Annotated in this window: 21 protein-coding genes; all 21 read right to left on the reverse strand. The window is 30.4% G+C overall.

The genetic code is table 11. The features are described from left to right. Positions 1 to 35: 35 nt before the first annotated feature. Positions 36 to 794, reverse strand: coding sequence for a shikimate dehydrogenase family protein (locus tag G4D72_RS04425; protein ID WP_166076404.1), 759 nt, complete (start codon positions 792 to 794; stop codon positions 36 to 38). A gap of 23 nt (positions 795 to 817) precedes the next feature. Beyond that, positions 818 to 1,252 (reverse strand): hypothetical protein, encoded by a 435-nt coding sequence (locus G4D72_RS04430; RefSeq protein ID WP_166076405.1) that lies wholly within the window; start codon positions 1,250 to 1,252, stop codon positions 818 to 820. Next, a complete protein-coding gene (locus G4D72_RS04435) occupies positions 1,249 to 1,890 on the reverse strand; it encodes a VTT domain-containing protein (RefSeq protein ID WP_166076406.1) in 642 nt (213 codons plus the stop codon). Before G4D72_RS04435 ends, G4D72_RS04430 begins: the two co-directional genes overlap by 4 nt. Positions 1,891 to 1,899: 9 nt before the next feature. Then, positions 1,900 to 3,294: a tetratricopeptide repeat protein gene (locus G4D72_RS04440; protein ID WP_166076750.1), complete on the reverse strand. Its 1,395-nt coding sequence runs from the start codon at positions 3,292 to 3,294 to the stop codon at positions 1,900 to 1,902. A 190-nt stretch (positions 3,295 to 3,484) separates the two neighbouring features. Beyond that, a complete protein-coding gene (locus G4D72_RS04445; protein ID WP_166076408.1) occupies positions 3,485 to 4,675 on the reverse strand; it encodes an aspartate aminotransferase family protein in 1,191 nt (396 codons plus the stop codon). A gap of 511 nt (positions 4,676 to 5,186) precedes the next feature. Then, entirely contained in the window at positions 5,187 to 6,890 is a 1,704-nt protein-coding gene (locus G4D72_RS04450) for an OstA-like protein (RefSeq protein WP_166076409.1), read from the reverse strand. Positions 6,891 to 7,092: 202 nt separating this feature from the next. After that, positions 7,093 to 8,364 (reverse strand): adenylosuccinate synthase, encoded by a 1,272-nt coding sequence (locus G4D72_RS04455; RefSeq protein WP_166076751.1) that lies wholly within the window; start codon positions 8,362 to 8,364, stop codon positions 7,093 to 7,095. Between the two features lie 54 nt (positions 8,365 to 8,418). Then, the gene (locus G4D72_RS04460) at positions 8,419 to 8,856 is read right to left on the reverse strand and encodes a Fur family transcriptional regulator (protein WP_166076410.1); all 438 of its coding nucleotides are present in this window, start codon (positions 8,854 to 8,856) and stop codon (positions 8,419 to 8,421) included. 48 nt (positions 8,857 to 8,904) lie between these two features. Then, positions 8,905 to 9,585 (reverse strand): hypothetical protein, encoded by a 681-nt coding sequence (locus tag G4D72_RS04465; protein ID WP_166076411.1) that lies wholly within the window; start codon positions 9,583 to 9,585, stop codon positions 8,905 to 8,907. Positions 9,586 to 9,588: 3 nt separating this feature from the next. After that, positions 9,589 to 11,808, reverse strand: coding sequence for a RelA/SpoT family protein (locus G4D72_RS04470; protein ID WP_166076412.1), 2,220 nt, complete (start codon positions 11,806 to 11,808; stop codon positions 9,589 to 9,591). Between the two features lie 178 nt (positions 11,809 to 11,986). Next, positions 11,987 to 13,516: a serine hydrolase gene (locus G4D72_RS04475; RefSeq protein ID WP_166076413.1), complete on the reverse strand. Its 1,530-nt coding sequence runs from the start codon at positions 13,514 to 13,516 to the stop codon at positions 11,987 to 11,989. 124 nt (positions 13,517 to 13,640) lie between these two features. Continuing rightward, a complete protein-coding gene (locus tag G4D72_RS04480; protein ID WP_166076414.1) occupies positions 13,641 to 14,429 on the reverse strand; it encodes a TrmH family RNA methyltransferase in 789 nt (262 codons plus the stop codon). A gap of 115 nt (positions 14,430 to 14,544) precedes the next feature. Continuing rightward, on the reverse strand, positions 14,545 to 15,858 hold the full coding sequence (locus G4D72_RS04485) for an amidohydrolase family protein (protein ID WP_166076415.1): 1,314 nt from the start codon (positions 15,856 to 15,858) through the stop codon (positions 14,545 to 14,547). Between the two features lie 79 nt (positions 15,859 to 15,937). Beyond that, entirely contained in the window at positions 15,938 to 18,964 is a 3,027-nt protein-coding gene (locus G4D72_RS04490; protein ID WP_207784857.1) for an amidohydrolase family protein, read from the reverse strand. A 49-nt stretch (positions 18,965 to 19,013) separates the two neighbouring features. Continuing rightward, complete coding sequence (locus G4D72_RS04495; protein WP_166076416.1) at positions 19,014 to 19,385, reverse strand: hypothetical protein; 372 nt, start codon at positions 19,383 to 19,385, stop codon at positions 19,014 to 19,016. A 566-nt stretch (positions 19,386 to 19,951) separates the two neighbouring features. Continuing rightward, positions 19,952 to 21,283: a DUF58 domain-containing protein gene (locus tag G4D72_RS04500; RefSeq protein WP_166076417.1), complete on the reverse strand. Its 1,332-nt coding sequence runs from the start codon at positions 21,281 to 21,283 to the stop codon at positions 19,952 to 19,954. Between the two features lie 23 nt (positions 21,284 to 21,306). Beyond that, positions 21,307 to 22,329, reverse strand: a complete 1,023-nt coding sequence (locus tag G4D72_RS04505) for an AAA family ATPase (protein ID WP_166076418.1) — start codon at positions 22,327 to 22,329, stop codon at positions 21,307 to 21,309. A 9-nt stretch (positions 22,330 to 22,338) separates the two neighbouring features. After that, positions 22,339 to 23,694, reverse strand: coding sequence for a DUF4350 domain-containing protein (locus G4D72_RS04510; RefSeq protein WP_166076420.1), 1,356 nt, complete (start codon positions 23,692 to 23,694; stop codon positions 22,339 to 22,341). Between the two features lie 2 nt (positions 23,695 to 23,696). Then, positions 23,697 to 24,446 (reverse strand): hypothetical protein, encoded by a 750-nt coding sequence (locus tag G4D72_RS04515; protein ID WP_166076421.1) that lies wholly within the window; start codon positions 24,444 to 24,446, stop codon positions 23,697 to 23,699. Continuing rightward, positions 24,436 to 25,377: a hypothetical protein gene (locus G4D72_RS04520; protein ID WP_166076422.1), complete on the reverse strand. Its 942-nt coding sequence runs from the start codon at positions 25,375 to 25,377 to the stop codon at positions 24,436 to 24,438. The genes G4D72_RS04515 and G4D72_RS04520 overlap by 11 nt, the downstream gene beginning before the upstream one ends. Then, on the reverse strand, positions 25,361 to 26,338 hold the full coding sequence (locus G4D72_RS04525; RefSeq protein WP_166076423.1) for a stage II sporulation protein M: 978 nt from the start codon (positions 26,336 to 26,338) through the stop codon (positions 25,361 to 25,363). The genes G4D72_RS04520 and G4D72_RS04525 overlap by 17 nt, the downstream gene beginning before the upstream one ends. Positions 26,339 to 26,346: the final 8 nt, after the last annotated feature.

A 26,346-nucleotide genomic window follows, 5' to 3' on the forward strand; every position in this document is an offset into this window, starting at 1 on the left:
AATTCAAAGAAATATTTCCATTATATCATGAATTGTTACTTATTCCAGATTAACCAAGCCTTTTCTGCTTGATAAATAAGCATCTCTTGCCCGTTTTTAGTTGTTGCTCCTGCTTTTCTGGCTTTTTTTAAAAAGGCGGTTTCTTCAGGATTGTACACTAAATCGAAAGCAATGTGCTTGTTTGTAAATAAAGAGTAGTCTAACTTTGGTAAATCAGTTACATTTGGAAAAGTTCCGAGTGGTGTGGTATTTATTATTATTTGATATTCGTTAAAAACAGCTGCGTTAATTTCGTTGTAACCTATTTCGTATTCTGAAGGGTTTCTTGATACAAAATCATATTCAATTTTTAATTTTTTTAAGGCGAATGCTACAGCTTTACTAGCGCCACCTGTTCCTAAAATTAAGGCTTTTTTATGATGTTTTTTAAGTAAAGGCGTTAAGGCTTTTTTAAAACCGTAATAATCGGTATTGTATCCTTTTATTTTTTTATTTTTTGAAATGGAAATGCAGTTAACCGCTCCAATTTTTTTTGCGTTTTTAGAAATTTTATCTAAAAAAGGTATCACAACTTCTTTATAAGGTATTGTTACATTTAAGCCTACCAAGCCTTTTGTGTTTTTAATAATCTCGGAAATTTCTTTAAGATTTTGAATGTCGTAGTTGGTGTATTCACAATTGTGAAAGTGATTGTTTTCAAACTTTTCTGTAAAGTATTTTTTAGAAAAGGAGTAACTAATGTTTTTCCCAATAAGTCCAAACTTTCGCTGCTTTTTAAGAGATTTCTTTTTCATAACACCAACTTTAATCAAGAAAATTATTCTAAAATAACGGTTGTATTTGGAAGTTTATTCGAAAATTTTTTCTTTAACTCAATTAAATATTCGCTGGAAAAGTTATTATTTCTTAAAGTAATTTTTTTTAAGTTCTTTAATTCAAAAAGCGTATTAGGAAGTTTTTCTAATTGGTTGCCAGAAAAATTTATTTCATACAATTTAGAAAAATTACCTATAAATTCAGGAATTTCTTTAATTTTTTGATTGATTACATATAAAATTTCAAGATTTTTATACGTTTCAATTTCCTTAGGAAAACTAGTTAAAACAACATTTGGATTTGCATATTCATTAAGAATTAAATAATTTACTTTTTCAGGTTCTTTAGATGCTTCAGTAATTGAGGCACATTTCTGACATTGACCAAAAGATAAATTTGAAACAATTAGTACGAAAAGAAATAGTATATTTTTCATTTTTTCAATTTTGATTTTAAAATTTTAATAAAAATAGGTAAAATTGATAGGATAACAATACCTAAAACAACTTTTTCAAAATTATTTTTTACAATTTCAAATTGGCCCAAGAAATAGCCTATGAATGTGATACCCGCTACCCAAAGTATTGCACCTAAAATACAATTGATAATATATGTTTTATATTTCATGCTTCCAGCACCTGCAACAAAAGGAGCAATGGTTCTAACGATAGGAACGAAGCGTGCCATAATTACTGCTTTTCCTCCATTTTTTTCGAAGAAATCTTCTGTTTTTTCAATGTATTCTCTTTTTAAAAACAAAATTTTCTTCTTTTCTTTAATAAGTTCTCCAAATTTTTGTCCCACAAAATAATTTAAGTTGTCTCCTAAAAGTGCGGCTAAAATTAATAAAGGTATGATGATGGCTAAGCTTAATTTTCCTGTTGTTGCTGCAATCACTCCAATGGCAAAAAGCATTGAATCGCCTGGTAGAAGCGGCATAATTACAAAGCCAGTTTCTACAAAAACTACTAAGAATAAAATGAAATATATTAAGGTGTCGTATTGGTCAATTAGTTGTGTGATTACGGTTAAAGGATCTTTTAAAAAGTGTAATAAGAAGTCGATAAATTCCATTAATAAGGCTTAAATTGTATGATTTTTAATTGTTTTTTGTACGTTTTCTGATTCCCAAACATGAGGAAATAAATCTTTTAAAATATAGTTTTTGTTATAATCCGTTGTTAAAGCTAAATTTAGAGCTTCAAGGGCATTAAATTCTTCCTCTATGTTATAATATAAACCTACCATTCGGTATTGAATTTCAGATTCGTTCGGATACAATTCTTGAGCTTGAATTAAGATTTCTAAGGCTGCAGAAACTTCTCCTAAAACATATAAAACATCGCTCCAGCAAAGGAAATTGTCTAATTCTATATCGCCATTTTCAAATGCTTTTCTGTAGCCTTCTTCTGCTTCCTCAAAGAAATTTAAATATTGGTTGATATTGGCATATCTTCTCCAATATAGCGAGTTTTCGCCATCAATTCCAATTGCTTTATTGATGTAATATAACGATTTTTGGTAGTTTTTTTGTTTGATATAAAAATCGGTAATGGCTAACCAAGCTTTATCTAATAAAGGGTCTTCGTGAACGGTTTTTAAATAAAAATTTAAGGCTTGTTCATTATTTCCAAGTTTTTCATAGCATTTACCAATTCGTAAATAAGCAAACGAAGTTGGGTCGTCTAATTCAATTGTAATGTTGTAACAATCAATGGCTTCATGGTAGCGTTTAAGTTTTTCTAACGATTTGGCTTTTTCTAAAAAAGCGCCTAAAAATCCTTCGTCAATTAAACATGCATAATCGAAAGCCCAAACTGCTTTTTCATAATTTTTTAATGCATAAAATTGACGCCCTAACTGATGCCAAGCTACTTCACTATATGGATTTTTATCGATGAAATTTTCTAAATACACAATAGCTTCTTCATTCTGATCTAAAAAATCGAAACAATAAACCACGTTGTATAAAGCAGAATAATCTTCATCATCATTTTCTAAACATAAAATGAAGTTGTCTTTTGCCAATTCTAAGTTGTCCATAAACAAATATTCCATTCCAATCATAGAATAAATATCTGCTTCGTCATCTGTGTATCGTAAAGCTTCTCTTAAATACTCAATTGCTTTTTCGTGTTGATCTCTTTTAGAGCAAATGTTCGCACGTTGAATAAAAACTTCTTCATTGGTAGGTTCTAATAAAGCAATTTCATTCAGAATTTTTTCAGCTTGTTCAACTTTGTCATCATAAATTAATATTTCAACATGAACTAGCTTTAAACCTGTAGATTTCGGATGTTGTTCCAAGCCCAATCGTAATGCTTTTTTAGCTAGATTGATTCTTCCCGTATCCATATAGTGTAAAACAATGTCTTCGAATTCTTCTGAATCAAAGAAAAAGACCTTGTTGGTTTTCAGCATCGACTCAAATTTAGAAAGCGATAAATTGTTTTCTTCTTCTTCTTCATTATGACTCATATTCATAGCAATAACTATTTAAAGTTTCTGTAATAAAATTACGTAATTAAATGCTCGCAATTTTCTTGCCAAGTCTATGTTTTGAACAATTTAATTAACAAAATTCGAGCTCAAAATCAACAAAATAGGAAGATAAATTAGAAAAATTAATACAATTTCAATAATCTGTGTTTCAAGCAAAAATGAAGTATTAAAGATGTAAAGCCTGAACTTCATTCATAACTTCCAATAATAACTTGCAGCCTTCTTCAATTTCTTCATTTGAAATAGTTAATGGCGGGGTAATTCGGATTGCAGTTCCTTCGAATAAAAGCCAAAATAAAATCAATCCGCGTTTGTGGCATCTTAAAATAACCTCGTTGGTAATATTCGGACTTTCTGTCATAGCAGCTAACATTAAGCCTTTTCCTCTTACTTCTTTGATTAAGGGATGCACTAATAATTTTCTAAACAGCTTTTCCTTTTCTAAGGTTTCCGCCATGATGTTGGTTTCGGTAATTTCTTGTAAAGTTGCTAAACAGGCGGCTGCAATTACGGGATGACCACCAAAAGTAGTAATATGTCCTAATTTCGGATTGTCGTATAATAAATCCATATGCGCTTCGGAAGCCACAAATGCTCCAACAGGCATTCCGCCACCCATTCCTTTTCCGATGACTAAAATGTCTGGAACGCAATCGTAATTTTCAAATCCGAATAATTTTCCGGTTCGACCAAATCCGGGTTGAATTTCATCTATAATTAACATCGCACCAACTTCTGTACAACGAGCACGAACTTTTTTTAGAAAATCGTTTTGTGGTTGAATAAATCCGGCACCACCTTGAATAGATTCTAAGATAATTCCAGCCGTTTTTGTGGTGATTTTTTGAATGTCTTCTTCGTTATTAAACGTAATAAAATCTACATCTGGAATTAAAGGTCGAAATACTTGTTTGCGTTCTTCGAAACCCATCACGCTTAAACTTCCCATTGTATTACCATGATAAGCATTATGACAAGAAATAAGCTGACTTCTTCCAGTTACTCTTCTAGCTAATTTTAAAGCGCCTTCTGTAGCCTCAGTTCCAGAATTTACTAAATAGATTTTATTAAGAGGATGGGGAAGATGTTGGGCTAATAATTTACAATATTCAGTGGCAGGATGTTGTGCATATTCGCCATACACCATTACGTGAGAATATTTGTCTAATTGGTTTTTTATGGCATTATTTACGCGCTCATTTTGATGTCCTAAACTACAAGCCGAAACTCCAGCTACGAAATCTAAATATTTATTTCCAGAAGTGTCGTAAATATAAGATCCTTTAGCATGAGAAATTTCCATAGCTAATGGGTGAGGAGAGGTTTGCGCTTGATATTTAAAGAAATCTTGTAACATGGTTAGTTTAAAAGTTTATGAGGTTAAAAGTTTAAAAGGGTTTGCGTAAAAAACTCATTATAAAATTAATAATAAATAATAATTGACTTAGAAGAAATATAGGTAATAAAACCCAAATTGCTTTTTCAATTTTTGAATTAGAATCAGAAGATTTAATCAAGCTTATTATATCATGAGGTTCCGGACTCTCTTGTAAAAACAATATTAAGATTAGCATAGAAACTAAAGAAAATATAGATATTAAATTGTGTGTTTTATTTAGATTTGGATTTAATTGTTTGGTTCTAATAAAATATCCTAATGTTATAATTGAAAAATATATAATTGAAACAGTAAGAATTAGTGTTTTTGAAATTACAAAATAATTACTTTTAAAATTTAAAGCTATACTTTCATGAAGATTAAAAAAAATGATAGTACAAAAAACTATACCAAATAATAATGAAAATGTACTAATAGAATTAAAAAGATTAACGTTTATTTTCATTTCTTACTTTTCACTTTTGCCTTTTTACTTGGCTCTTTTTACTTGGTTCTTTTTACTTGGCTCTTTTTTACCTTCTTTCTTCCCATAATCCGTAGTTTCTTTCATAACTTCCATGGGTTTCTTTTCTTCTTTTTCTTTCTTTTTGGTTTCGATTTTAATTTTATCATCGATGGCTTTTTCTTCTTCTGGAAAAATATTTTCTAAAGAAGTTATTTTCTCTTCAATTCGCCAGACAAATCCTCTAAAGCGCCTTGAGTTTTTTGGAAAATCTTCATCAGGATACGTGTCGCTTTCTGTTTTATTGAAAGACGTTAATTCGATGATTTTATTATCTTCCAATTGCATATTAATACTACTAGAAGCACCTTTGTCTATTCCAACTAGTTCATTGTCATCGTTATACATGAAATAAATTTTCTCGGTATTTTTAATTAAATCGACTTCGTAAAGTTTATTATCTCTAAATTTTCCGTACAAGAATTGTCCTTTAACTTGATTAAAATTGTCTTCACCAATGGTGTCTTTTTGAATTAAAAAGGCATTGTTTAAAATTTTTAAAGAATCGAGTTTTTCAGTTTTATTATTTCCAACTAAATGAATTTCATCACCTGTCATTTGATTGTCATTGTTCCAAATTACGGGTCTTCCAATTAGTTTGGTAAGTTGTGTTTTATTATTCGAATGAATAGAGTCACATTTTCCACTCATATCAGTTTTGAAGAATCGCACATTATTGAAAGCCCTAATGGTTCTATCCTCTTGCGGACCAGTTACTAATATTTTCTTACCATGTAAAAACATCGTGTCTTTTTCCACTAACGTTTTTACTAACGCTTTTTTGGTAATAAACATGGAGTCTTTTTTTGTTCCGCCAATATTTCTGAATACCTCTGCATAATGTCCGGTCGCAATCATGTTATTAATTGTATCTGTAATTTTGACATTATTTGTGGCTTTTGCAAAATTTTTCTTCCGGTCGTAATTAATAATGTCGCCTTCTACTTTCCGATTATTGTATACGATATTCGATTTATTTAATAATTTTCCCACATCATTTTTGGTGTCGTAAAATCCTTTTGTGGTATTAATTACATTTTCTTTACTAGTTATCGTGCTGGGTCCGTAAACATAAGCATGTCCAGAGTTGTCGTAAAAATCTAAATTATTAGTTTTGATAGTTACTTGTGGATTTACAACAGTTACTGCTGTTTTGAATGAATATTTTTTGCTATTCAAATAGTATCTTCCTGATTTACTTCTTAAAGTATTCTCTTTGTTAATAATTGTTCCCCAGCTCGTGTAATAAGCTTCTTGGGTTTTTCTGTTAAAATGAATGGTATCCGTTGTTAAATTAGAATCAGGCGAACGTAAATTTACATTTCCAGTTGCGAAGGCTTGTAATGTTTTTCCATCGTATTCTGCATAGCGGCTGTTCATCACAATGGTATCACCTTGGTTTAATTGTACATTTCCAAATGCCTTAATGTAATCTTCATCGGTATAATGATAAGCTTTGTTGCAATTGATTAGTACGCCATTGTGTTGTACTTGAACATTTCCTGTAAATATAATGGCTCCAGGAATTTCTAATTGATTTTTATCAATAAAATCGGAATGCAATATTCTTATAGCATTCGGATTTGTTGAAGGAACGGGTTGAACTGTAGTCTGAGCTTTTGCCAATACAACTGCAAATAACAAAAGACAAGAATATATATATTTTTTCAAGGTTCTAATTTTTGTCAAATTTAAGTAAAATGTAGAAATACGAATACGGTTTAAGAATTTTTTATGGTTTTTTTTAAAAGACACAGCTTTTGCCACAAAGACACGAAGGCGCGACGAAATAATATATGATTATGGTCGTTTTTAGGTATAAAAAATCCCGATGGCTCGGGATTTTAGTTACTAAAAAAAGTTTAGTATAAATTTATCTTGTGATGGTTTGTGTTCTGTCTGGTCCAACTGAAACTACCTTAATTGGCACTTCTAATTCTTTTTCTATGAATTCGATGTAGGTTTTTAATTCTGTTGGTAATTCTTCATAAGTGGTCATTCCAGTTAAATCGGCTTGCCAACCTTTCATTTCTGTATAGATTGGTTGTACGTTTTCTGGTTCAATGTTGTATGGGAAATGTTTTAATGTTTCACCTTTGTATTGGTAAGCTGTACAAACTTTTAAGGTTTCGAAACCGGATAACACGTCACCTTTCATCATGTATAATTCGGTTACACCATTAACTTCAACTGCATATTTTAAAGCAACTAAATCTAACCAACCACAACGACGCGCACGACCAGTAACCGAACCGAATTCGTTACCAATTTTTGCCATGTTGGCACCCACTTCATCAAAAAGTTCAGTTGGAAATGGTCCGCTTCCTACGCGAGTTGTATACGCTTTGAAAATTCCGAAAACTTCTTTTACTTTATTTGGCGCGATACCTAAACCAGTACAAGCTCCAGCTGCAGTTGTGTTTGAAGATGTTACGAAAGGATAAGTTCCAAAATCTACATCTAATAAGGAACCTTGAGCCCCTTCAGCTAAAATTGTTTTTCCTGCTTTTAAGGCTTTGTTTAAATATTCTTCAGAATCAATGAAAGTTAAGGTTTTTAATTCTTCTACTGCTGCAAAAAATTCTGCTTCCATTTCTGGAAGATTGTATTGCAATTCTACATTGTAGAACTTAATCATTTCTTCGTGTTTATCAGCTAAAGCTCGATATTTTTCTTGAAAATCAGCCATTTCTAAATCGCCTATTCTTAAACCATTTCTACCGGTTTTGTCCATATACGTAGGACCAATTCCTTTTAAAGTAGAACCAATTTTTGCTTTTCCTTTTGAAGCCTCAGAAGCGGCATCTAATAAACGGTGTGTTGGCAAAATTAAATGTGCTTTTCTAGAAAGTAGTAATTTTGATTTGATGTCTAAATTGAATTTTTCTAGTCCTTCAAGTTCTTTTTGAAACACAACAGGATCCATTACCACACCGTTTCCGATAATATTTACATTATTTTTGTGAAAAATTCCAGATGGAATGGTTCTTAAAACATGCTTAATTCCGTCAAACTCAAGTGTGTGACCGGCATTTGGTCCACCTTGAAAGCGCGCAATAATGTCGTATTTTGAAGTTAATACATCGACGATTTTTCCTTTTCCTTCGTCACCCCATTGTAATCCAAGTAGTAAGTCTACATTCATTGTGTTGTTGTTTGTGTTGTCCTGAAATCGTTGCATTCAGGGTTAATTTAGTTGTTATTTATTTTTTGTTCCGTAAAAATATAAGGAATGTGTTTCAATAGTAATTCCGAACATTTCTTCCATGGTTTGTTTGATTTGCTGAATGCGTGGATCGCAAAATTCTATTACTTCACCAGTATCTGTTAAAATTATATGGTCGTGTTGTTTGTCAAAATAAGATTTTTCGTAATGTGCCTGATTTTGGCCAAATTGATGACGTCGCACTAATTTACAATCTAATAATAATTCGATGGTGTTGTATAAGGTAGCACGAGAAACACGATAATTTTTGTTTTTCATTTTGATGTACAAAGATTCGATATCAAAATGCTCTTGATTTTCGTATATTTCTTGAAGTATAGCATAGCGTTCAGGCGTTTTACGATGTCCTTTTTCTTCAAGGTATTTGGTGAAAACGTTTTTAACCGTTTCTTGATTTTGGTTGATGTCCATTTTATGTTTAAATGAAAAGATTTACAAAGATAATTTAAATTTTACACTTTATTCTTTTTCACTAGTTTTTTCATTAACATTTGTTGTTAAAAACATTGTATTCCATATTTCTGGTTTTAAATGCTCTGCCATAAAATCTAAACGATATTCTCCATTTCTTATCAAAGATTGTCCGTTCGGTTTAACTATGAGAAACGACCCACAAAGGATTGATTGCGTAAAAAAGTAAGTTTTTAATATTTTATCTTCATCTATAACAAAATCTTTATTGTGATTAATATTTGAAATAGAAATACCTTTTTCAAAGACATATAAAACTTTAGTATTTTTATGTTTTTTTTCAACTTTTTGCTTTACATCTTTCAAAAAAAGTACAAAAGAATCACTTTTATCTATAAAATTATTTTTTTCATCAGTAAAGGTGTAGTCGTTTTTATAAAAAAATTGAATTAAGTATGTAATGGAATCCTTAGAGTTTTTATTTGTATTTATTGGGAAATATTTTTTTAAAGAATCATAGTTTGAGTAAAACACTTCATATTTAGGAGCTGAAGCTTGAAAAACTCTTCCACTATCTTTAGTCATTCTAAAAGCTATAGCTTGGTCTGGATATTTTTTAAAAAGATATTGAAAGGAACATTTATTTCCACTAGGGTCTAAAACATATTCTTTGTTTTGTGCCTTTGTGCTAAAGCTCAAAAATATAATAAAAAAAAGTAATTTATTCATTTTTTATGTGTTATAAACTCGTGTTACTTTATCAATTCCATCTACTGTTTTGATGTTTTCAATTAATTTTTTTAGAATCATATTGTTTTGTACCACGACTGTAATTTGACCGTTAAAAATTCCAGCATCGGTATTTAGACTGATACTTTGAATGTTAACATGCATTTGATTTGAAATTACTTTGGTTAATTCATTGGTTAATCCCATCACATCCATTCCAGTTATTCTTAAAATGGCATTGAATTCTTCTTGAGTCGAATCTATCCATTTGGCTTGAACAATTCTATACGCAAAATTAGATTGCAGGCTAATGGCGTTCGGACAATCTGTTTTATGTACTTTGATTCCTTCATTAATGGTTACAAATCCGAATACATGATCGCCAGGAATTGGATTGCAACATGGTGATAATTTATATTCCAATTTACTTTGTTCTGTTCCAAAAACTAATAAATCAAACTTTTTATTGCTATCGTTTTTTGTAACTTTTTCTTCAGTAGTGCTTGGGTTTCTTTTAATGGTTTTTTTGAAAAAGTTGACTAAAGTATTGCTTTTCTGAGCGGCATAATCTCTTAATTGCTGGTTTTCAATCGCACCAATTCCAACACGATAAAACAAATCTAAACTGGTTTGTAATTTGAAATAATTAACCAATTCATTAATAGTTGTTTCGTTAAGTGTGATTTTTAAATGGCGTAATTTTCGGGTAAGAATTTCTCTTCCGTCTTCACCAATTTTTTTAATGTTTTCATTTAAAACATTCTTGATTTTGTTTTTAGCTCGTGCCGTTGTAACATAATCTAACCATTGAATAGTGGGTTTTTGATTTTGTGAAGTAATAATTTCAACCTGATCGCCACTATTTAAAATATAATTTAGAGGAACTAATTTTCCGTTGACTTTGGTACCTCTAGTTTTTACGCCAATTTCGGAGTGAATACTAAAAGCAAAATCTAGAGAAGTAGCACCTTTTGGAAGCGATTTGATTTCTCCTTTAGGTGTGAAAATATAAATTTCTTTAGCATATAAATTCAGTTTGAAATCTTCCACAAAATCAACTGCGTTATTGTTTGAATTTTCAAGTGCTTCTTTTAATTGATTCAACCAAATTTCAAGACTGTTTTCTTCATTAGCACCATTTTTATATTTGTAATGAGCTGCGTAGCCTTTTTCAGCAATTTCATCCATTCGTTCACTGCGAACCTGAATTTCAACCCATCTACCCATTGGTCCCATAACAGTAATGTGTAAGGCTTCGTAACCTGTCGATTTTGGGGAAGAAATCCAATCTCGTAAACGACTCGGACTTGGACGATAATGATCAGTAACTACAGAATAGATTTTCCAAGCTAAGAATTTTTCATCGTGAAGATTCGATTTGTAAATTATTCTCAAAGCAAATTTATCATACACTTCATCAAAAGTAACACCCTGAGCTTTCATTTTTCGACGAATCGAGTAAATGGATTTTGGTCGTCCTTTAATGATAAAATCGATGCCTTCTTCTAACATGGATTTACCTAAAACATCTGAAATAGATTTGATGTAAGCATCTTGTTCTTCTTTAGTTTCTTTGATTTTACTAACAATATCCGCGTAAACATCAGGTTCGGTATATTTCAAACCCAAATCTTCTAACTGGGTTTTAATGTTATATAAGCCTAAACGGTGGGCGAGTGGTGCATAAATATATAAGGTTTCGGATGCAATTTTGGCTTGTTTATAATCGGCCATTCCGTCCATAGTTTGCATGTTGTGCAACCTATCGGCAATTTTTATTAAGATTACACGAACATCATCGTTTAATGTTAACAACATTTTACGGAAATTTTCCGCTTGAAGAGAAATTTCTTGTTCGTTTTTTACTTTCGGAATTTTTGTTAATCCTTCAACAATTTTAGCAATTTTAGGATTGAACATTTTTTCAATGTCAGCAATGGTAATATCAGTATCTTCTACAACATCATGTAACAGAGCAGAAGCGATACCAGTAGAACCCAAACCAATTTGAGAGGCTACAATTTTTGCCACTGCAATAGGATGAAAAATATAAGCTTCTCCAGATTTTCTTCTTTGTTCTTTGTGGGCTTCAACAGCAACATCAAATGCTTTACGGATTAGTTTTTTATCATCGTCGGTTAGACTTTGATAACTAATTCGCAATAACTCTTTATATTCTTGGGCGATGGCTTTCTTTTCGGCTTCTAAATCTATCTCTATCATATTCGGAATTTGAGGAACATAAAAATAGTGTTTATAAGTTAGAAATCAAAAAAAGTTTAAAGAAATATTATGGTAAAAACAGAGATAAAATAAATAAAACACAGATTAGAGAAATTTTTAAATTTATATAATTTCTTCAATCTGTGTTGTTTCTTCTACTTCTTGAATTTAAAATTTGCTATTGTTTATTAAAATCTAAATCCTGAAAATCGTAACTGAAATCTGTTAATTCAGAGATAGCGGCCATTTTAATATTAGTAGTATCGGTTGAAAAAGTAAGCAAAGCATCGGCATTGAAACTTCTGTTGAACCATTTTACAGCAAAAGTATTGTCTTTGTAATAGAAAATTTCGCCAGCCAATTGAGGAGAACGCACCGAATTGAAATACAGTTTTCCTTTTTTCTCAGAAATTATAATGTTTCCAAACCAGTTGTCTTTATAGGTTCCAATATATTTTTTAGTGTCGATTTTAACTTTATTCTTTTGGTTCTCTGCGATTTTTGTCCAAACTTCTGTAGTTACTTTATCTGCTTCAGCGACATTGTTTTTTTCTCTTTCACTTAAAATTTTTACATAATCTTTGTATTCGATATTTAAATAAGCATCTTTAATCGTGTTAGTAATGGCATTAAATGCCGCACCAGATTGTTGATTAGTTAAAACCACAATTCCTAAATTTAGTTCTGGAAGTAGCGTTACTTGTGTTACAATTCCTTCTAAACCGCCAGTATGAGTTACTTGTTTATAGCCTTTCACATCACTTAAAAACCAACCTAAACCATAACCAGAAAAATGAGTGAAATAAGGTTCTCTAGTTTTTGCTGGAATAATTGTTTGCAATTGCCACATTTCGTTATGTTGAGCTTCAGAAAAAAGTGTGTTTTGTTTATTTACTCCATATTTTCCGTTTTGTAATTGCATGATCATCCATTTGCTCATGTCGTTTACAGATGAATAAATTCCGGCAGCCGCATCAAAAGTTTGGTTTTTATATCTTGAAATTACTTTCAGTTTTCCATCGGTTGGCACGTGTGGATCAATAATATTTGTTGTGTCTTTCAAACGTAAAAACGAACCTGCACTATTGTTCATCTCTAGAGGTTTCATCATTTTGTTTTCTATAAAATCGCACCATGATAAGCCACTTACTTTTTCAATAACTTCACCAGCCACGATGTACAATAAATTATCATAATCGTATTTGGTTCTGAAAGCCGAAACAGGTTTTAAATGTTGTAAATTTTCAATGATATCTTTGGGTTTAAAATTACTTCCATCAGGCCAAATCATTAAATCTCCAGCACCTAAACCTAAACCACTTCTGTGAGTTACTAAATCGCGAACGGTGAATTCATTGGTTACGTAATCATTATACATTTTAAAATTTGGTAAATGTTTGATTACTTTATCGTCCCAGCTCATTTTTCCTGCGTCTACTAACATTGCAATAGCTGCAGTTGTAAATGCCTTACTATTTGAAGCCACTCCGAAAAGTGTATTGCCATCAACTTTATCTTTTTTTACTATCGATTTAACGCCATAACCTTTACTGTGAATTATTTTTCCATCTTTTACAACGGCCACAGCAACTCCAGGAACATTGAAAGCTTTTAATGTGTTTTCTGCTACTTCATCAATTTGTTTTTCTGTGATTTGAGAAAAAGCAGTGCATGAGGTTAATAGGGTTATTAAAAGTGTTTTTTTCATTTTTATATTGTTTTTGATTTGAAGTTTTTTTTAGAACACAGATTGTAGAAATTTGTAAAATTTACATAATTTCTTTAATTAGTGTTGTTTTTATTGGCATATCGACACATGGATAATTGACTCATTAAAACCCTCTTTGTCTTTTCGCTTCGAATAATAAAATGGCAGCAGCTACCGAAACATTCATTGAGTCGATGATGCCTTGCATTGGAATGTTGATGTTTTTAGTAGAATGGTTTCTCCAAACCTCAGTAATTCCTGTCGCTTCAGTTCCTACAACTAAGGCTGTTGGTTCGGTATAATTTTGGGTGTGATACGTGGCGGAATCTTGTAAAGTTGCACAATAAATATGGATAGAGTTCTCTTTTAAAAAAGCGATGGCTTCCTCTGAAGTTGCCACAGCAATCTGTCTGGTGAATAAACAACCAACACTTGAACGCACAATATTCGGATTGTACAGGTCCGATTTTGGATTGGCAATAATTACAGCATCAATATTAGCGGCATCAGCGGTTCTTAATAATGCGCCTAAATTTCCGGGCTTTTCTAATCCTTCAGCAACTAAGATTAATGGGTTTTTAGATAGTTTTAAATCGGATAATCGTAAAGGTTTTGATTTAGCAATTGCAATAATTCCTTCAGTAGTATCGCGATACGCTAACTTTTGATAGACTTCTTTAGAAATTTCTATTAGTTCAACTTGTTGAGCAGTTACTTTTTTGATTTGGTTTTCGGAGATGATTTCAGGTAAAAACAAAATTGTTTCTAATTCGTAACCGCCTTTTATGGCTAATTCTATTTCGCGTTGCCCTTCAATAATAAATGTACCTGATTGTTTTCGTGCTTTGGCTTTGTCTTGCAATAAAACTAAGTTTTTTACAAACGGATTTTGAATGGAGGTAATTTGCTTCATAGAATTAAGACGCTAGATTAGCCACAAGGGCAGTAAAACACAAAGGTATCTTTTTTAAGTAAAAAAACAAAGTCGCAAAACGTGTGGCTTTGCGACTTTATTTAAAATGTTGATTTTATTGTTTTACTTCAGACTTCGTGTTTTGTTCTTCAAACTTCTCTTTATATCTTTCGTATAATTCCGTTTGATGACTTTCTAAACTAATTTGTCTTCCATCTATAAAAGCATAAACTAATTTATTTGTTTTCATATTTAAGGCATCACCTTCTGAAATAAATAATGTAGCACTTTTACCATTTTCAAGGGTTCCGTACATGGCATCAATTCCTAAAATTTTTGCAGTATTTGAGGTAATTAATTTTAAGGCGTCTTCTTTATTCATTCCCCAAGCGGCACATGTTCCTGCATAAAAAGGAATGTTTCTAGTTTGCATACGTTCCATATCTCCTGAATTTTCTAAACCTACAACAATTCCTTTATCTGTTAAAATTTTAGCAATTTTGTAAGGTAAATTCACGTCTTCATCTTCAGAGTTAGGAACATCATGAATTCTTCTTAATAAAACAGAAACATTGTTTTCTTTTAATAAATCGGCAACTTTATGTGCATTATATCCGCCAATGATTACTAAGTTTTTAATGTTATTTTTCTTTTTAAATATAATAATATCATTAATTTCTTTTTCTCCATTTGCATTAACATAAACGGTTTTTTGACCATTTTGTATACCATTCATAGCATCATATGGAATGTCTTTTTCTTTTTTGTCTGATTTTAAATAACCAAAAGCATTATCAAAAAATAATTGGACAGCTTTTACTTGCTCGTCATATCTTTTATTTGGTTCAATGCCACCTGGTTCTGCCCACCAACCTGAACGCGCATAGCTATTTGGCCAACGCATATGGATTCCATCATTTTCTCTAACAATGGCATCTTCCCAATTCCAAGCGTCTAATTGTACCACTGAAGAAGTTCCAGATATTCTTCCACCACGTGGTGTAATTTGTGCTAATAAAACGCCATTTGGTCTTGCAGCTTCTGTTAATTTAGATTCTGCATTGTAAGCAATAACACTTCTAATATGTGGGTTAAATTCTCCAATTTCACTTTCGTCATCAGAAGCTCTAACCGCGTCAATTTCTACTAGTCCTAACGTTGAATTTGGAGCTATAAATCCCGGATAAATGTGTTTTCCATCTGCTTGAATTACCACATCATGTTTGCCGATTTTAGTAACAGTTGCATCTGATATAGAAACAATTTTTCCATCGACAATAGAAATTAAACAGTTTTCTTGAATTTTACCATTACCTAAATGCGCTGTTCCACCCATAATTAAAACGGATTTTGTTTGCTTAGAGGCTGGTGTTTGTTGCGCAAAACTTACTAATGAAGTGAAGGCTAGTATGTATGTTAATTTTTTCATCTTTTTAATTTTTTATCATACAGATTTTTAACATTTATGGAGTTTGTAAAATCTGTTTAGAAAATTAGTGTAAGGGTTATTAATTGCTATATTTTGCATGAAATTCTCTACATTTTTCACCTAGTGTATCACAGTGGTAATGACCTGTAGATTTTTTCTTTGGTTCTTGCGTTTTTAACCCCTTGTTTTTAGCATCTAATAACAAATTAATTAATTCATTTCTTTCTTTTTGAACCAACTCGTTTTTAGCATTTTCCTGATCGATATCGAAGAAAATAATTCCTTCAACAACTGTTTTTTCTGCTCTTGCATAAATGCTTAATGGGTTATCTGACCATAACACAACATCTGCATCTTTTCCTACTTTAATACTTCCTACTTTATCATCCACTTGTAGCAATTTGGCAGGGTTTAAAGTCACAAAATTCCATGCTTGTTCTTCAGTAACTCCTCCATATTTTAATGTTTTTGCCGCTTCATGATTTAATCTTCTTGACATTTCTGCATCATCAGAATTAATCGAAACCGTTACTCCTACATTATTCATTAAAGCTGCATTGTAAGGAATCGCATCGTTTACTTCATATTTATATCCCCACCAATCTGCAAATGTTGAACCTCCAACACCGTGTTTGGCCATTTTATCTGCTACTTTATAACCTTCTAAAATATGTGTAAACGTTTGAATTTTGAAATTGTATTTTTCTGCAACTTTTAATAACATATTGATTTCAGATTGTACATAAGAGTGACAAGTAATGAAACGTTTTTTGTTTAGAATTTCACTTAACGTTTCTAACTCGATATCAAAACGTGGTGCGTTTTTAGTTTTTCCAGCTTTGAAAGCGTCCCATTCATTTTTGTAAGCAATAGCGCGAGAAAAATAATCTTCATAAACTTGTTCTACTCCCATACGAGATTGAGGAAAGCGTAATCTTTCTGTATCACCCCAATTCGATTGTTTTACGTTTTCACCTAAGGCAAATTTGATGTATTTTGGAGCGTCTTTTACTAACATTTCGTCTGGATTATAACCCCATTTTAATTTGATGAATGCGGCACGACCACCGATTGGATTAGCAGAACCATGTAATAAATTTGCAGCAGTTACACCACCAGCAAGGTTTCTGTAAATATTAATATCGTCAGAATTTACTACATCTTCAATGGTTACCTCTGCAGAAGAGTTTTGACCGCCTTCATTTACACCATTCGAAATTGCAATATGCGAATGTTCATCGATAATTCCGGCAGTTAAATGTTTTCCAGTCGCATCGATAACTTTCCCTTTTTGAGGTAAGTTTTTGCCAATTTTTATAATTTTTCCGTTTTCAATTAAAACGTCAGTTTCTTTTAATATTCCTTCTTTTTCACCTGTCCAAACTGTTGCGTTTTTAAACAAAATCGTTTCTTGTTTTGGTTTAGTAGCATTCCCGAAAGCCATGTTTGGGAATGTTACCGGATAATATACTGGTGCTTTTTTGTCTTCTTTTTTATCAGTGGCAACAGTTTCTTTTTTCGCTTCTGTTGTTTCGATTTTTTTAGTAGCCATCCAAGACACTTCTTTTCCATTTTCTAAAACAGCTTTACCGGACAAGCCCGTTTCCGATTTTAAACCAGAAATTCTGATGAATTTAGAAGCCAGTGAATCTTTACTTTTAACAACCATTGTAATCCACGGCTCGTTATATGTTAGTTTTGTTCCGTATTCTAATTTGTCTTGAGTTAATTTTGCATCTAATTTTGAAATTTCACCTTCAATATTTAAGTCGTATTTTTTGTTATCAAGACTTAATTCATATTTTCCTCTAATGTCTGAAGGTTGTATTTTTTCAATTACAAATCGATTTCCTTGAACCCAGTTTTCTTGAATCGTATTTTTTGTCTCGAAAATATCGCCACTTGCGATAATAAAATTGGCTAAGTTTCCTTTTTTAAGTGAACCAATATTAGTTTGATTCGCAATTTTTGCAGGAATTTCTGTTAATGCAGCAAGTGCTTTTTCTTTTGGAAAACCTAATTCTACAGCTTTTCTTAAGTTTGTTAAGAAGTCTTTTGGATTTTTTAAATCGGCTGTTGTAAGCGCAAAATTGATATTATTTTCAGCTAAGATTTTTAAATTGTAAGGCGCTTGATTCCAAAATTTCATATCTGCTAAAACCACTTGCTCGGCTAAAAAAGCATCCGAAACATCGTAAGCATCTGGAAAATTTACAGGAATTAATAAGGTTGCATTTGTTTTTTTTATCTCATCAATTTTTTCTAATTCATTTCCGCTACCTTTAATGATATAATTGATTCCAAATTCATCGCCAATTTTGTCTGCTCTTAAAATATTTAATTTATCTCCAGCATTAAAAAATTGAAGTAAATTTTTATTTTGGTTGAAAACTTCTAACGAAACATCTTTAGTTTTAGAATTTCCAGCAGCATACCATTTCGCATCGTGATAAAACTGACGAATTAACGCCATACTTCCCATTAATGAAGATGGGTAAGATTGATTCGATAACGAACTTCTTTTAAAAGTTATGTGTTGTGATATTTTTTTATTTAAAATACGATTTCCATTGCTTTCTCCATCATTTAATGTCCAAAGTAAGCCTGTTCCAGCTACAATTCCGTCGTTATTAAAACTTAAAACGGTTCCAAAACCTGTGTCTCTTAAATCTTTTGCGGCTTTTTCATCATAATTTAAGTTTTCTGAAGCATTAAAATCTGCACGAATGTGATCGTTCCAATAATAACCATTTCTCTCAGAATCATATTGTGGTGATCTTGAATTTCTTGGCTTTGCTTGTTGTTTTTGAATACCAAATTCGGTATACAAATCGATAAATGATGGGTAAATTGTTTTACCAGTAGCATCGATTATTGTAGCTTCTTTAGGAATAGAAATTTGCGTTCCTATTTCTAAAATTTTATCATCTTTGATTAAAATTGTTGCTTTTTCAATTTTTACATTTGATGAAGTGTAAACCGTAGCGTTTGTTACTGCTACAATGTTTTTGAACGTTTGTTTTACGCCATCATTTTTAGGGAAATAATCTTGGCTAAAACTTAAATTAATAGTCAGTAAAACTATCAAGAGTTTAAATATTCGCATAGTATTGATTTTTTGAACGCTAAAAATAGGAAAATTATTGATAAGATGGTTATTTGAATAGATTTTTAACAGATGTTATGTTTAAAGGAAACTCTAATATAACGTGAGTTAAACTTAATAAATACAACCAATATAATCCAGTTTTATAATTATATAGGTATAATAAAATAGAGGCTAACCATATTAGAATAATAGCTACGATTTTAATTTTTGTGGTTTTATGCCATTGGATTACAGCTGTTTTTGAAAACCAATTCAAATAATGATAGGTGTAAGCAAATGAAATAAACTGCATGATTTTGATTCCAAAACTTGAAAAATAAATGTCTTGACTTGCCAATACATCTTTATTAAAAATTGAAAATAGTGCAGCATTTAATTTTTCAAAAGAATGATAGATGTTTTGAATGTTTTCCATCATAAAAGGACTTTTCAAATTAAATATCATTAAACACAAACTTGTACTAATAAATATGATCAAAGTTGCTAAAGACCATTTATTTTTTGTTTTTAAAAATCCGGATAAAATGAAAATTCCCGTAAAAATAAAAACGTGAATTAAGGTAGGAATGAATATGGAAAAAACAGAGTGAAAGTAATTGTTAAAGTATAAGGAAGTTAAAAATCCGACAAATAATATGAAAAAAAATCTCCAATTTTTATAAAATTTTTGGTTCTCTGACGTGTTGAAAATAGAAACTAAAAATGTGAAAAATATGAGAAATGGGAGTAAAGGTTTATAAATATATAAAGTTGGGATATAAACAATACTTCCTATTATGACTATTGGAGCTAACAGATAATAAACATTTGTAATATCTTTTAAAAAATAATTGCGTTGTTGTAACCAATTTAATTCTGTAAGATAATGCAATGGACCTAAAACTGCATAAACAAAAAGAAAAGTTTGAAAAGGGAAAACAAATGCAAAAATTCCTGAAAATAGAATTAGAAAAATATTGAGTATGTCAATATTTATTTTTGGCATTATAAAATTCCTCGTGCTTTAATTTCTAAATATTGATTTATGGTATCAATGGTTAAACTTTCTGGTTGTGTTAATAAAGCATAAATTCCATATTTTCTTAATTCATTTACGATTAAACGCTTTTCGAAATCGAATTTTTCGGCGATTACTTTATCATATACTTCCTGAATAGTTTCAGCTTTTTTATTGATCAAATCATTAAGTTCAGTATTTTTAAAGAAAACTACCATTAACAAATGGTTTTTAGCAATTCCTTTTAAATAAGGTAACTGACGATTTAAGCCATCTAAGGTTTCAAAATTGGTATAAAGAACGATTAAACTTCTTTGATTAATATGTTTTTTTACATCTACATATAAACGGCTGAAATCACTTTCAAAATAGTTGGTTTTTATGTTGTATAAATTTTCTAAAATCAGATTCATTTGGCTGCTTCTTCTTTCAGCTACAATTCTGTTTTCTACTTTTTTAGAAAAGGTAAACATTCCAGCTTTATCGTTTTTCTTTAAAATTACATTAGATAAAACTAATGTGGCATTTATAGCATAATCTAGTAAACTTAAACCGTTGAAAGGCATTTTCATAACTCGACCTTTGTCAATAACCATATATACATTTTGTGATTTTTCGTCTTGAAACTGATTAATCATCAAAGCGTTTTTCTTGGCAGTTGCTTTCCAGTTAATGGTTCGCATGTCGTCTCCTTGAACATATTCTTTAATTTGTTCAAACTCCATGGTATGTCCGATTCTTCTGATTTTTTTTAGTCCGTGTTGGAATAATTTATTGGAAAAAGCTATCAAATCGTATTTTCTTAATTGGATGTAAGACGGATAAGTAGGCACCATTTGTCCTTTATCAAAAGTATACCTTCTTGAAAGAATTTTTAATGGTGAAATCGCATAAATATTCAAGTTTCCGAACGAATATTCACCTCTTTCAGTTGGTCGAAGAAAATAGTTGATGTCTTTATTTTCTTGCAGTTTTATTTTCTTTTTTATGGTAAAATTTCGGACCTGAAATTGAAATGGAATTTCGTCAACAACATGCACTTCGATAGGAAATGTGTACAAATTTGAAATTTTTATGATAATTTCATTTTCATCACCATTAGATAGTTTTTCAGGTGTATTTCTGTTGGCTTTAATTTTTTGACCCGAAGCAAAAAGTAGTATGAAATCGATACTAGTAAATGCTAACAAAATAAAAAGTAAATACCAACTTGCCGAATAAAGCGCAGGAAAAAAGAATGAAAATATAAAACAAGTCATAACTCCCATTAAACAATAGAAGAAAAAGTTATTGATAAATAATTGTTTGTATACTTTCATTTTGACTACTTTATAGTTAGTTTTTATCTTGGAATTTCTACAGAATCTACAATTTGTTTGATGATTTCTGAAGCGCTAATTCCTTCCATTTCTCTTTCTGGTGTAACCACAACACGGTGTTGTAAAACAGGTATGGCAGCTTCTTTAATATCTTCTGGAGTTACGAAATCTCTTCCTTTTATGGCAGCGAAACCTTTTGAAGCATTTAAAATAGCAATTGAAGCTCTTGGTGAAGCTCCTAAATATAAAAACGGATTTTCACGTGTGTTTAAAACAACTTTAGCGATGTATTCAATTAAATTAGGTTCAATAATAATTTGCTTTAATAAACCTTGAAATTCTTTGATTTCACTTTTAGAAACAATTGTGGCAACATCAGCCATTTTATTTCTGTTTTGCAAGTCATTTTCTTTTTGAAGAATTGTAATTTCTTCTGATAAATCTGGATATCCAATTGTTATCTTGAATAAAAAACGGTCTAATTGCGCTTCTGGTAAACGGTATGTTCCTTCTTGCTCAATTGGGTTTTGCGTGGCAATTACCAAAAAAGGTTCGTCCATGGTGTACGTTTTTCCATCAACTGTAATTTGTCTTTCTTCCATCACTTCAAACAAAGCGGCTTGCGTTTTAGCAGGCGCACGGTTAATTTCATCAATTAAAATGAAATTAGAAAAAACAGGTCCTTTTTTAAATTCGAAGCTCGATTTTGATAAATCGAAAACCGATGTTCCAATAATATCAGAAGGCATTAAATCTGGAGTAAATTGAATTCTGCTAAAATCTAAAGCCATCGATTTAGATAATAATTTAGCCGTTAATGTTTTTGCAACTCCAGGAACTCCTTCAAGTAAAATATGTCCGTTAGCTAAAATAGAAACAATCAATTGGTCTATCATTTTGTGCTGACCAACAATAACTTTTCCTAATTCTTGTCTAATTTTATCGACACTTGTTTTCAGTGGTTCTAAATTTAATCGGGATTGAAAATTTACATTTTCGTTATTTTCAATAGCTTCCTGATTTTCGTTTGTTTCAAATGTTTCCATATTTTATAACTATAAATTAAGTTTTTCTATTAGTGTGTTTAGTTCTACCAAGTCTTTCTCAGAAATAGAAGAGCTATTTTTGATAAAATTTATTTTAGCAATCGCTTTTATAATATCAGTTTTATTTTTGGAGGTTTTTAAATGAAGCCTATTGATAAAGGTATCATCTAAAACAGTTGTTTCCAGATAGTATTCTTTTCTAATTTTTTCTAGAAAATATACAATTTTCTTTTCTGCAATGTCACTATGATTTTTTTCAATGAAATATAAATTTCCTATGGTTTTAGCAAATTCAACAGTTGTATTTTTTACGGGTTCTATAATTGGAATTACTCGCTGTCTTCTTTTGGCGTTAAATAAAATGAAAATAAGTATGCCGAATAGTCCTAAATACCAAGCCCATTTTAAGGATGGTTGGCTGAAGATAAAACGTAACGGACTATCGGTTATAGATTTAGCTTGTTCGCCTTCAACATTCCAATAAATAGTTTTAGAATCGATATGGGAACAAACTAACTCAACATATTTATAGTTGTCTTTTAATAAATAATAGTTTGTAAAAGCAATGGGTTGAAGATGTAATAAAAACTTCCCATCGCCATATTTTATTTCAACAAAATTAGGTAAAACGTATTTTCCGTCTTCAAAAAAACCTAAAATTTTAGTCGATTTTTTATCGAATTTGCTGAAATAGTAATCGGAAGCGCCTTTATCAAATTCAAAATTGATACGGGAAGTAACTAATTTACTTTTCAATTTATTTTGGATATGATTTCTTAACATAATTTCAATATGTAAAGAATCTTTAATAATGTCAGGTAAAGTTGTTGCACTTATAAATACGGTGTTTCCATCTTCTACAAAATATAACAATTCTTCCGATGATCTTTCATCGAATTTACAAAAATCGGAAACTGAAAAAATGGTTCCTTTTTTTTGATTTGTTACGGTAACACTTTCAATTGTATTTTGGTCTTCATAAAAATTCGTATCAACCGTAGATTCATATGAATTTGAATTAATAGAAAGTGTATCAATTTGAGTATAAGTAACAGTGTCTGTATTTTCATACGATATGGTATCTACAACAACTGGTGGTAAATTGCTTTCATAATTTGTACCGTTATCGTATGTGTTAGTATCATAAAAAAATTCGTAAGGCGTTTCTGAAAATTTTTCCAGATTTTGATTTTTGAATAACTCGCGACTTTCTTCGTTAAATATTTTTAAACCAAATGGTATTTTATCATTAACACCATACGTTTGTCGCCAATTAATTGGTTTTGTTTTGGTAGAATCTGCAAAAACAATTAGAACTAAAACTAGCACCAAAAAGAAAATAAGAAATTTGCTATTTTTACTCATGATTATTTGTTCTGAATGGCGTTAATAAAATGACTTTCTGCTTTGGTAAAATCTTCTTGTGTCAATTCAAATTCACCATACCAGCAATAGTCGTATATGTACGATAAAAATTCGAATTCTTTTTTTAAAGTTTCATTTTTAATTTCTAGTAAATAATCGGAATTTGTTTTTTCAATATCCCATTCTATAATGGCTCTATCCGAAAACGATTTTAACAACCATAAATAATAATATCTTGTAGCAATTCGGAAATCATTATTCGATTTTGCGGTTGCAATAACTTCTTGAAAATTAATAAAATGAATGTTTTCTTGGTCTAATGTTCCTACTTTTATTTTTTTTGTATTTCTACTAAAAACCCAGCTACCTTCTTTGTTTAATAGAAGTTTTACAATCATAAAAATTACAAATCCAATGATGGCAAATCCTAAAAATTTCATTATTATTTCTAAGTTCGAAAAAGCTTTCCCATCATCTGAAAAACTAAACAATCGACTAAAAAAATCGGAAATTTTTTTCTTAAATTTTTGCCATTCTGTTAGTTGTTTGTTCTCTAATTTTGGTTGATAATTATACTCGTCTCCTTTATATTTGGATTGGAAATTACTTTCAAATTTTTTTTCTTTTGGTGGAGTAGTACTATAAAATGCTGTGTTTTCTTTAGTACTAATTGCCAAAGAATCCACTTCTTCTTGCGCATTTGAAAAAGTGATAAAAAATATAAAGAAGCTATATAAAAATTTATTCTTCATTGCTTCCGATTAAGTCAATTTCAGAAAGATTACTTGTTTTTTCTGTTTCATCTATCATCGAATAATACATAATTCCTTGATTTACAGAGATGATGTTTTGAAGTAGATAATTTAAAGTGATAGATAACATAAATGTAATTCCTATCATAATCATCATAAATGAAATGTTTTCTTGCTGATTGTCTAAATTTTGAGTTTCAATATTAAAAAACACACCAAAAATTCCAATAAAATAAGGAATAAACGAAATAAAAGAAACCACTGTATTCACAATCATATAAATAATTATAGTCGATCCAATTAGTGGCCAAGGTTTTTTAATAAATAATCGATAGCCTTTAGAAATAGAGTCAAAATAACCATCATTTGTGCTAATGTAATTGTAATAAGCAAATGAAATACAAGTAAATAGCGCCGGAATAACAATTATAATAAGAGGAATACCAATTAAAATAAATACCAATGCAAAACAGACAAAGGCTATAAGTCCTGCTAAAGGGAAAATTATTACTAAAGATATCAAGAAGAATACAATAGATTTTCCAATTTTAGATTTTATAAATTTCCATAGGTTGGCTGCGTTTGTTTCTTCTTTTTTCTCTACAAGTTTTAAGTAAGCAATTGGAAATAAGCTATTTATAAACATTAAAATTAAGATTAAAACCAATGCTACGATTCCGTATCCTATAAATAAGTTTAAATTTTCTACAAGATAATTTTCAAAACCAACTCCTGAGTTTGGTGTGCCGTTTTGAAATAAACCGTCATAAAATACTTTAAAAAAGAAGTACAAAAGAACGATTAGAATCAATATAATTGCGCCGTTAATGGCAATATAATTCGCAAAGTAATTTTTTCCGTGAATTTTAAAAAACGTAAAAGTATCACTAATTAATTCGTTAAAAGTTCTTTTTTTATAAAGTTGAAACATGAGATTTGATTTTTTTATTAACTATAAAAGGATAAATTAAATAGTAAAAACTGATTAAAGATAGCGTGAGTAAAATAATTCCTACGCTAAGCCAAATTGGCATTTCAATAGAATATCGGGTAATGTAACCTTCTAAAAAGCCAGCAGCTATTGTAAAAGGAAAAGTACTTAAAAAGATTTTGAATGTATTTTTGAATCCTATTTTGAATGAATTTAATCGAGAAAAAGTTTTTGGAAATAAAATACTTGCGCCAAGCGCAAAACCGCATGCAGCTTCTATTACAATGGCAAAAATTTCCATAGAACCGTGAATCCAAATTCCTCTAACACTTTGCCATAAAACTCCTTGTTGATAAAAGAAATATTGAAAAGATCCTATCATAATGCAATTATACATAAAAATAGAAAACGTACCAATTCCAGCAAAAATTCCATAGAAGTACGATTTAATTCCAACCATTAAATTGTTAAAGGTGATCCCAATAAAACTTCCCCAATTGCTTCCCGATTTGTAAATAGCGACCGGATTTCCTTTTTTAATATTTTCTAAAGTTTCATTAACATAGCCATCAGAAAGAATTAATCTTACAAATGCATCATCATAATGTGCAGAGATTACCCCAATTCCTGTTAATAAAAAAAACAAGATAAAAGCATATAAAACGTATCTTCTGTATTCATAAACAAGCATGGGAACTTCTTCTTTAAAGAAAAAAGCCAATCTATTTGTATCTTGTCTTTTAGTTTTATAAATTTTTTGATACGTTTGTGACGCCAAGTGATTTAAGTACACAACGGTTTTACTTTTTGGATAATACGTTTGTGCGTACGACAAATCGTTAACTAAATGTATGTACAAATTAGCTAAATCATCAGGATTTTTTTTAGTTTTACCAAAAATTGCTTGTTCAAAGTCAAGCCATTTTGGTTTATTTTGTTTAATAAATGCTACTTCTCTCATGAAGTGCT

It is taken from the genome of Flavobacterium difficile (genome assembly GCF_011392115.1).
GTDB classification, from domain to species: Bacteria; Bacteroidota; Bacteroidia; order Flavobacteriales; family Flavobacteriaceae; genus Flavobacterium; species Flavobacterium difficile.

Excerpts from the sequence above, each read along its gene's own strand:
- G4D72_RS04475 (WP_166076413.1), bottom strand. The coding sequence starts at position 13,516 with ATGAAAAAAACACTTTTAATAACCCTATTAACCTCATGCACTGCTTTT.
- G4D72_RS04445 (WP_166076408.1), bottom strand. The coding sequence starts at position 4,675 with ATGTTACAAGATTTCTTTAAATATCAAGCGCAAACCTCTCCTCACCCA.
- G4D72_RS04525 (WP_166076423.1), bottom strand. The coding sequence starts at position 26,338 with ATGAGAGAAGTAGCATTTATTAAACAAAATAAACCAAAATGGCTTGAC.
- G4D72_RS04435 (WP_166076406.1), bottom strand. The coding sequence starts at position 1,890 with ATGGAATTTATCGACTTCTTATTACACTTTTTAAAAGATCCTTTAACC.
- G4D72_RS04500 (WP_166076417.1), bottom strand. The coding sequence starts at position 21,283 with ATGAAAGTATACAAACAATTATTTATCAATAACTTTTTCTTCTATTGT.
- G4D72_RS04460 (WP_166076410.1), bottom strand. The coding sequence starts at position 8,856 with ATGGACATCAACCAAAATCAAGAAACGGTTAAAAACGTTTTCACCAAA.
- G4D72_RS04495 (WP_166076416.1), bottom strand. The coding sequence starts at position 19,385 with ATGATGGAAAACATTCAAAACATCTATCATTCTTTTGAAAAATTAAAT.
- G4D72_RS04455 (WP_166076751.1), bottom strand. The coding sequence starts at position 8,364 with ATGAATGTAGACTTACTACTTGGATTACAATGGGGTGACGAAGGAAAA.
- G4D72_RS04485 (WP_166076415.1), bottom strand. The coding sequence starts at position 15,858 with ATGAAAAAATTAACATACATACTAGCCTTCACTTCATTAGTAAGTTTT.
- G4D72_RS04425 (WP_166076404.1), bottom strand. The coding sequence starts at position 794 with ATGAAAAAGAAATCTCTTAAAAAGCAGCGAAAGTTTGGACTTATTGGG.
- G4D72_RS04490 (WP_207784857.1), bottom strand. The coding sequence starts at position 18,964 with ATGCGAATATTTAAACTCTTGATAGTTTTACTGACTATTAATTTAAGT.
- G4D72_RS04480 (WP_166076414.1), bottom strand. The coding sequence starts at position 14,429 with ATGAAGCAAATTACCTCCATTCAAAATCCGTTTGTAAAAAACTTAGTT.
- G4D72_RS04520 (WP_166076422.1), bottom strand. The coding sequence starts at position 25,377 with ATGTTTCAACTTTATAAAAAAAGAACTTTTAACGAATTAATTAGTGAT.
- G4D72_RS04440 (WP_166076750.1), bottom strand. The coding sequence starts at position 3,294 with ATGAGTCATAATGAAGAAGAAGAAGAAAACAATTTATCGCTTTCTAAA.
- G4D72_RS04505 (WP_166076418.1), bottom strand. The coding sequence starts at position 22,329 with ATGGAAACATTTGAAACAAACGAAAATCAGGAAGCTATTGAAAATAAC.
- G4D72_RS04430 (WP_166076405.1), bottom strand. The coding sequence starts at position 1,252 with ATGAAAAATATACTATTTCTTTTCGTACTAATTGTTTCAAATTTATCT.
- G4D72_RS04510 (WP_166076420.1), bottom strand. The coding sequence starts at position 23,694 with ATGAGTAAAAATAGCAAATTTCTTATTTTCTTTTTGGTGCTAGTTTTA.
- G4D72_RS04465 (WP_166076411.1), bottom strand. The coding sequence starts at position 9,585 with ATGAATAAATTACTTTTTTTTATTATATTTTTGAGCTTTAGCACAAAG.
- G4D72_RS04470 (WP_166076412.1), bottom strand. The coding sequence starts at position 11,808 with ATGATAGAGATAGATTTAGAAGCCGAAAAGAAAGCCATCGCCCAAGAA.
- G4D72_RS04515 (WP_166076421.1), bottom strand. The coding sequence starts at position 24,446 with ATGAAGAATAAATTTTTATATAGCTTCTTTATATTTTTTATCACTTTT.